6 protein-coding genes are annotated in these 6970 nt (G+C 72.1%); 3 read left to right on the top strand and 3 right to left on the bottom strand.

Annotated elements, in window-relative coordinates; all coding sequences use genetic code 11:
- Together aceB and ABT116_RS37770 are read right to left on the bottom strand one after the other, a co-directional pair.
- On the bottom strand, positions 1–1592 hold a 1592-nt coding region (gene aceB, locus ABT116_RS37775), incomplete at its 3' end, for a malate synthase A (protein WP_351643827.1).
- 247 nt (positions 1593–1839) lie between these two features.
- Positions 1840–2454, bottom strand: coding sequence for a nucleotidyltransferase family protein (locus tag ABT116_RS37770; protein WP_351643820.1), 615 nt, complete (start codon positions 2452–2454; stop codon positions 1840–1842).
- A gap of 243 nt (positions 2455–2697) precedes the next feature.
- On the opposite strand from ABT116_RS37770, the gene ABT116_RS37765 reads away from it, so the two are divergent.
- The gene (locus ABT116_RS37765; protein WP_351643815.1) at positions 2698–3027 is read left to right on the top strand and encodes a DUF5955 family protein; all 330 of its coding nucleotides are present in this window, start codon (positions 2698–2700) and stop codon (positions 3025–3027) included.
- Between the two features lie 243 nt (positions 3028–3270).
- Here ABT116_RS37765 and ABT116_RS37760 read toward each other — a convergent pair whose 3' ends face one another.
- On the bottom strand, positions 3271–4068 hold the full coding sequence (locus ABT116_RS37760) for an IclR family transcriptional regulator (RefSeq protein ID WP_351643810.1): 798 nt from the start codon (positions 4066–4068) through the stop codon (positions 3271–3273).
- Between the two features lie 246 nt (positions 4069–4314).
- Between ABT116_RS37760 and allB the strand changes: the two genes are divergently transcribed.
- Together allB and alc are read left to right on the top strand one after the other, a co-directional pair.
- Positions 4315–5655 carry an allantoinase AllB gene (gene allB, locus ABT116_RS37755; protein ID WP_351643806.1) on the top strand — a complete coding sequence of 447 codons (1341 nt, stop codon included), beginning with the start codon at positions 4315–4317 and terminating at the stop codon, positions 5653–5655.
- Between the two features lie 38 nt (positions 5656–5693).
- Positions 5694–6809 carry an allantoicase gene (gene alc, locus ABT116_RS37750; protein ID WP_351643802.1) on the top strand — a complete coding sequence of 372 codons (1116 nt, stop codon included), beginning with the start codon at positions 5694–5696 and terminating at the stop codon, positions 6807–6809.
- Positions 6810–6970: the final 161 nt, after the last annotated feature.

The raw sequence follows: 6970 nt of genomic DNA, 5'->3' as shown, positions 1-6970 counted from the left end.
AGGAAGTCGGCGTAGTCCTCGTCGAGGGAGACCGTCAGCAGCAGGTCGTGCGCCTGCTGCCAGTTGCCGGCCGCGAAGGCCTCCTCGCCGATCTCGGCCCTGATGTTCGCCAGCTCCTCGGCGGCGACCTTGCGGGCCAGGTCGGCGGTGACCTGCTCGCCGTTGTCGAGGACGACCTCCGCGTTGATCCACTGCCAGATCTGGGAGCGGGAGATCTCGGCGGTGGCCGCGTCCTCCATCAGGTTGAAGATGGCGACCGCGCCCATGCCGCGCAGCCAGGCCTCGATGTAACGGATGCCGACCTGCACGGCGTTGACCAGACCCGCGTACGTCGGCTTGGCGTCCAGCGAGTCGATGGCGATGAGGTCGGCCGCCTTGACGTCGACGTCCTCACGCAGCCGGTCCTTCTGGTTCGGCTTGTCGCCGAGGACCCTGTCGAAGGACTCCATGGCGATCGGCACGAGGTCGGGATGGGCGACCCAGGAGCCGTCGAAGCCGTCGCCGGCCTCGCGGTCCTTGTCGGCGCGGACCTTCTCGAAGGCGACCTTGTTGACCTCGGCGTCCCGGCGGGATGGGATGAAGGCCGCCATGCCGCCGATGGCGTGGGCGCCGCGCCTGTGGCACGTGCGGACGAGGAGTTCGGTGTACGCGCGCATGAACGGGGCGGTCATCGTCACCGCGTTGCGGTCCGGCAGGACGAACCTGGCGCCGCCGTCACGGAAGTTCTTGACGATGGAGAACAGGTAGTCCCAGCGGCCCGCGTTCAGCCCGGAAGCGTGGTCGCGCAGCTCGTAGAGGATCTCCTCCATCTCGTACGCGGCGGTGATCGTCTCGATGAGGACGGTCGCGCGGACCGTGCCCTGCGGGATGCCGCAGTACTCCTGAGCGAAGACGAACACCTCGTTCCACAGGCGCGCCTCCAGGTGGGACTCCGTCTTGGGGAGGTAGAAGTACGGGCCCTTGCCGAGGTCCAGCAGGCGCTGGGCGTTGTGGAAGAAGTACAGGCCGAAGTCGACGAGCGCGCCGGGCACCGGGGTGCCGTCGGCGTCGACGATGTGACGCTCGTTCAGGTGCCAGCCGCGCGGGCGCATCACGACCGTGGCGAGCTCCTCGTTCGCCTTCAGGGCGTACGACTTGCCGGACCTCGGGTCGGTGAAGTCGATGTTCCGGGTGTAGGCGTCGCCGAGGTTCAGCTGGCCGCCGACCACGTTCTCCCAGGTGGGCGCGGAGGCGTCCTCGAAGTCCGCGAGCCACACCCGGGCGCCCGAGTTGAGGGCGTTGATGGTCATCTTGCGGTCGGTGGGACCGGTGATCTCGACCCGGCGGTCGTTCAGCGCCTCCGGGGCCGGAGCGACCTTCCAGGAGTCGTCGGCGCGGATCGCGGCGGTCTCCGGGAGGAAGTCGAGGGTGGAGGTGCGGGCGATCTCGGCGCGGCGCTCGGCGCGGCGGGCGAGGAGTTCGTCACGCCGGGGCGTGAACCGCCGGTGCAGCTCGGCCACGAAGGCGAGCGCCGCTTCGGTGAGGACCTCCTCCTGCCGGGGCAGGGGCTCGGCGTCGACGATGGCCAGCGGGGACGGCGCTGGAGCGGACATGAACGGTCACTTCCTTCAGCGAGCTGTGAAGACGAGCCGGCGTGCTCGGCACCGGGTGCCAGTCTTCCCGGATACGGCGTTCGGCGCCCGCGATGGGGGTGCCCCCCGGCTCGAGCGAAGCCGAGAGCTGGGGGAAGACGGGCGCTTCTGAACAGTGGATACTAGTTTCCTCATGGTGGAAGTTCAATCGTCTGTTGATGTCGAGATTCTCTGAGTCGAGGCAAGGTGGCGCTCCGTGCCAACCCGTTCACTCCAGGTGGGTCAGATCGGCTTCGGTGTCGATGTCGAACGGCCGGGCCACGTCCCCGCACTCGACGAGGGCGATCGCCCGCCGGTGCTCCTTCAGATAGGCGCGTGCCCCCCGGTCCCCCTGCGCGGTCGCGGCGATGCCCGCCCAGTGGGCGGCGCCGAACAGCACCGGGTGGCCGCGAGCACCGTCGTACGCGGCGCAGGCGAGCGTCCCCTCGCCCTCGTACGCCGCGAGGACCCGGGCCACCGCCTCGGGCCCGATGCCGGGCTGGTCCACGAGGGACACCAGGGCGGCCCGGGCGCCCGTGCCGGCGAGCGAGTCGAGTCCGGCGCGCAGGGAAGACCCCATGCCCTGCGCCCAGTCGGGGTTGTCGACCAGGGTGCAGCCCGGCAGGGAGGCCCGTGCGCGCACGTCGTCCGCCTGTGCGCCCAGGACGACGTGGACGGCCGCGCAGCCGCCCTCCCGCAGCACCCGCACCGCGTGCTCCACCAGGGGCCGCCCCCGGTGCGGGAGCAGTGCCTTGGGCCGTCCGCCTAGCCGCCGCCCGCCACCGGCCGCGAGCAGCAGTCCCGCAACCGCCCCTGCCCCGCCCGTCGTCTCCCGTGTCGTCATGGCTCCTGCATACCGCACGCCCCGTACAGGGGTACGACGGCGCGAGGCGCGCGTCGGACAGGCGTGCGCCCAGGGCCAGAAAGTCACTCAGCGAAACAAGTCGATGACGCAATGGACTGGCGCCCGGCAGTCCGCGTCGTTTACTGTCGCCCGCACCGACCGGCCGGGCGCCCGACGGCTGCCCGGTGCGGGGGACTTCGCGTCGGACGGACACGCGCACGACGAGGTGCGAGGGGGAGGACTGTGTTGCGGAGCGTCGAGCAGAAGCGGCAGGGGCCTGTGGCCGGCGGTGGCGAGGACCCGCGCGTGACGGAGCTGCGCTCCGCCGTGTCCCGCTTGCGCCGCCGACTGGCCGCCCATCCCGGCGAGTTCGCCGACCGGACCATCGCCGAGGAGGAACTGGCCGCAGTGGCCGCCATGGCCGCCGACGGCATCCCCGAGATCCCCCGACTGCGCCGCTCCCTCCTGCTCATCGCGGGCGCGATCGGCTCGGTGAGCGCGCTGTCCGCCGAGCTGACGGAGGTCCGGCGGGCGGTGGATCTCTTCGGGGGGCCCGTGCGGGGCCAGGGCTAGGGGCGCCCGCCACCCTGGATTCGCCCCTGTCGTGCAGGTCGGGCTCCGGCCGACGAGCGGAACGAGCGGGGGGCAGGGCCGGGGCGCCCTTCGCCCCGCTGGCCCGCGGTCAGGGCACATGCCGTCCCTCACTCGCCCACGTCACGCGGGGCTCTGCTGGTGGTCAGGGCTCCCGCCCCCCGCCCACCCGCGCTACGCGGGGCTCTGCTGGTGGTCAGGGCTCCCGCCCCCCGCTCACCCCCGTTACGCGGGGCTCTGGCTGGCGAGCGCCTCGGACAGTTCCCCGGCGACCTGCTGGAGCACCGGCACGATCTTGTCCGTCGCCGCCTCGGTGACCCGGCCCGCCGGGCCCGAGATGGAGATGGCCGCGGCGGTGGGGGAGTCGGGCACCGGAACCGCCAGGCAGCGCACCCCGATCTCCTGCTCGTTGTCGTCGATGGCGAAGCCCTGCCGGCGCACGTCCTCCAGGGCCGCGAGGAACCCGTCGGGCGTCGTGATCGTCTTCTCCGTCGCGGCGGGCATGCCCGTGCGGGAGAGCAGCGCGCGCACCTCCTCCGGCGGGAACCCGGCGAGCAGGGCCTTGCCCACGCCCGTGGAGTGCGGCAGCACCCGCCGGCCGACCTCCGTGAACATGCGCATCGAGTGCTTCGAGGGCACCTGCGCCACGTAGACGATCTCGTCCCCGTCCAGCAGGGCCATGTTCGCCGTCTCGCCGGTCTCCTCGACCAGGCGTGCCAGGTACGGCCGCGCCCAGGTGCCCAGCAGCCGGGAGGACGACTCGCCGAGGCGGATCAGGCGCGGGCCGAGCGCGTACCGCCGGTTGGGCTGCTGACGTACGTACCCGCAGGCGACCAGTGTGCGCATCAGACGGTGGATGGTCGGCAGGGGCAGGCCGCTGCTCGCGGACAGCTCGCTCAGGCCGACCTCGCCGCCCGCGTCCGCCATCCGTTCGAGCAGGTCGAAGGCGCGCTCCAGGGACTGGACGCCGCCGTTGGCGGAGGACCGGGCGGAGTCGGTGGTGCTGGCGCTGGACGTCGGCACGGCGCGTTCCTTTCGGGGCGGGCGGGAAGGGCAGAAGCCTACCCGGCAGTCGGTTGACTCCCCGCTTGTACGTAGCTACGTTCTGCATGTTGGAAGCTTAATTCCGCTTTGTGGAAACGTCCAGGATTTTCACTGAAGGGCGCCGCGGTCCAGTGTGCCCTTGACGTCGCGGAAGAGGGAGTGAAGACTCCTTCAACAGAAAGTTGAATTCCGTTACGCGGAAGTGACTGGAAGTAAGGGGTTCGGGTGTCCGACGCTGAACTGGTGCTTCGCTCGACGCGTGTCATCACTCCCGAGGGGACGCGCGCCGCATCGGTCGCGGTCGCCCACGGCACGATCACGGCCGTCCTCCCGTACGACGCGCCCGTACCGGAGAGCGCCCGCCTGGAGGACCTGGGCGAGCACGTCCTGCTGCCCGGCCTCGTCGACACGCACGTGCACGTCAACGACCCGGGCCGCACCGAGTGGGAGGGCTTCTGGACGGCCACCCGCGCCGCGGCGGCCGGTGGCATCACCACCATCGTCGACATGCCCCTCAACTCCCTGCCGCCCACCACGACCGTCCCGCACCTGCGCACCAAGCGGCAGGTCGCCGCCGACAAGGCGCACATCGACGTCGGCTTCTGGGGCGGCGCCCTGCCCGACAACGTCAAGGAACTCCGGCCGCTGCACGAGGCCGGTGTGTTCGGCTTCAAGGCGTTCCTGTCGCCCTCCGGCGTGGACGAGTTCCCGCACCTGGAGCGGGACCCCCTCGCCCGCGCCATGGCCGAGATCGCCGCCTTCGACGGACTGCTCATCGTGCACGCCGAAGACCCCCGCCTGCTCGCCTCCGCCCCGCAGCAGCCGGGCCCGAAGTACGCGGACTTCCTCGCCTCCCGCCCCCGGGACGCCGAGGACACCGCCATCGCCCAGCTGATCCGCGAGGCGAAGGCCCTTCACGCGCGCGTGCACGTCCTGCACCTCTCCTCCAGCGACGCCCTGCCGATGATCGCCGAGGCGCGGGCGGAGGGCGTCCGCATCACCGTGGAGACCTGCCCCCACTACCTGACCCTCACCGCCGAGGAAGTCCCCGACGGCGCCAGCGAGTTCAAGTGCTGCCCGCCCATCCGCGAGGCCGCCAACCAGGACCTGCTGTGGCAGGCGCTCGCCGACGGCACCATCGACTGCGTCGTCACCGACCACTCCCCGTCCACGGCCGACCTGAAGACCGACGACTTCGCCACGGCCTGGGGCGGCATCTCCGGACTCCAGCTGAGCCTGGCCGCGGTGTGGACCGAGGCCCGCAGACGTGGGCACGGCCTGGAGGACGTGGTGCGCTGGATGTCCGCGCGCACCTCCGAACTGGTCGGGCTCGACGACCGCAAGGGCGCCATCGCGGTGGGCCGCGACGCCGACTTCGCCGTCCTCGCCCCCGACGAGACCTTCACCGTCGACCCGGTCGCCCTCCAGCACCGCAACCGCGTCACGGCCTACGCGGGCAAGACCCTGCACGGCGTCGTGAAGTCCACCTGGCTGCGCGGGCAGCGCATCGTCGCGGACGGCGAGTTCACCGAACCGAAGGGGCAGCTCCTCACCCGGACCCGCTGAATCCCATCCCGGACACCCGAAAGGAAGACCTGATCATCGTGACGGCGATCCCCAGCTTCACCGGCGACGCGAACCCCTACGGAGGCGGCGACCCGTACGCGGACTACCGCAGCGCCGACTTCCCCTTCACCCAGTACACCGACCTCGCCGACCGGCGCCTCGGTGCCGGTGTCATCGCCGCCAACGACGAGTTCTTCGCCCAGCGCGAGAACCTGCTGGTGCCCGGGCCCGCCGAGTTCGACCCCGAGCACTTCGGCCACAAGGGCAAGATCATGGACGGCTGGGAGACCCGCCGCCGCCGGGGCGCCTCCGCGGGCCACCCCTGGCCGACCGCCGAGGACCACGACTGGGCGCTGGTCCGCCTCGGCGCCCCGGGCGTGATCCGCGGGATCGTCGTCGACACCGCCCACTTCCGCGGCAACTACCCGCAGGCCGTGTCCGTCGAGGGCACCCGCGTCATCGGATCCCCGTCGCCGGAGGAACTCCTCGGGGACGACGTGAAGTGGACGACCCTCGTCCCGCGCACCCCGGTCGGCGGCCACGCGGCGAACGGATTCGCCGTCGACGTCGAGCAGTGCTTCACGCACCTGCGGGTCAAGCAGCACCCCGACGGCGGCATCGCGCGCCTGCGCGTCCACGGCGAGGTCGTCCCGGACCCCGCCTGGCTGGAGGCGCTCGGCACCTTCGACGTCGTCGCCCTGGAGAACGGCGGCCGGGCCGAGGACGCGTCCAACCGCTTCTACTCGCCCGCCTCCAACACCATCCAGCCGGGCCGGTCCCTCAAGATGGACGACGGCTGGGAGACCCGCCGCCGTCGCGACCAGGGCCACGACTGGATCCGCTACCGGCTGGCCGCCCAGGCGCAGATCCGCGCCCTGGAGATCGACACCGCCTACCTCAAGGGCAACAGCGCCGGCTGGGCGTCGGTGTCGGTGAAGGACGGCGAGGACGGCGACTGGCAGGAGATCCTGCCCCGCACCCGCCTCCAGCCCGACACCAACCACCGCTTCGTCCTGTCGGCCCCGGCGGTCGGCACGCACGCGCGTGTGGACATCTTCCCGGACGGCGGCATCTCCAGGCTCCGCCTGTTCGGCTCCCTGACCCAGGAGGGCGCGAGCCGACTGGCGGCCCGCCACCAGGAGCTCGGCGGCTGACCCCGCCCGGCCTGACCCGCGGCGCGCACCGGCCAGACAGCACCGGTGCGCCCCGCGGGTCCCGCCGCACCGCGCGCTCGGCGGGTTTCGCTGCACCGCGCGCTCGGCGGGTTTCGCTGCACCGCGCGCTCGGCGGGTCTCACCGCACCGCGCGCCCCGCG

This window comes from Streptomyces sp. NPDC002130 (genome assembly GCF_040296465.1).
Classification (GTDB): domain Bacteria; phylum Actinomycetota; class Actinomycetes; order Streptomycetales; family Streptomycetaceae; genus Streptomyces.
The sequence above is the reverse complement of the archived record's forward strand: the minus strand, read 5'-3'. Positions and strand labels throughout refer to the sequence as shown.

Bases quoted from the DNA above. Each gene is read 5' to 3' on its own strand.
- ABT116_RS37770 (WP_351643820.1), bottom strand. From the start codon at position 2,454: ATGACGACACGGGAGACGACGGGCGGGGCAGGGGCGGTTGCGGGACTG.